Source organism: Oleiphilus sp. HI0043, assembly GCF_001634935.1.
In genome coordinates, this window is the sequence record NZ_LWEY01000201.1 from 1 (window position 1) to 520 (window position 520).

General features: G+C 45.0%; 1 protein-coding gene. It reads left to right on the forward strand.

Features of this window, described 5'->3' with window-relative positions:
• Positions 1-35 precede the first annotated feature (35 nt).
• Positions 36-520 (forward strand): PAS domain-containing protein (locus A3729_RS03320; protein ID WP_156497615.1); only part of this gene is annotated, 485 nt, incomplete at its 3' end.

The window sequence follows — 520 nt, forward strand, 5'->3', positions numbered from 1 at the left end:
TTCTTTAATTGACGTATAACTGCAACAAGGCACTCATGGGATCAGGACAACAAAAGCATATTGAAAGTGATCGCATGCTCAAGGCCATCACTGACCAAAGCTCTGAAGGCATTACAGTTGCCGACACTGAGGGTAATTACGTATTTGTTAACCCTGCTTTTTGTAAGATGAGCGGCTACAGCAAAGATGAGCTGCTAGGCATGACGGTGTTTGATATAAAGGCACCCGAACAAGATCACCGCTCTTTCGAAAGAACCAAAACCACTGAAGAAGGGCTAACCGTTGAAGTTTTGCTTCAACGTAAAGACGGAAGCACTTATCACTCAGAAGTGATTGGAAAGAATATTGATATTGACGGCAAAGCCCTGGTACTCGGGATAGTTCGCGATATCAGCCAGGAAGTAAAAACCGGACAAAAAATTCGTACCCTCTCCCAAGCCGTCGAGCAGAGCCCTGTGTCGGTCATGATCATCGCCACCAATGGGAGCATAAAGTATGTAAATCAGGCATTTGAAACGAC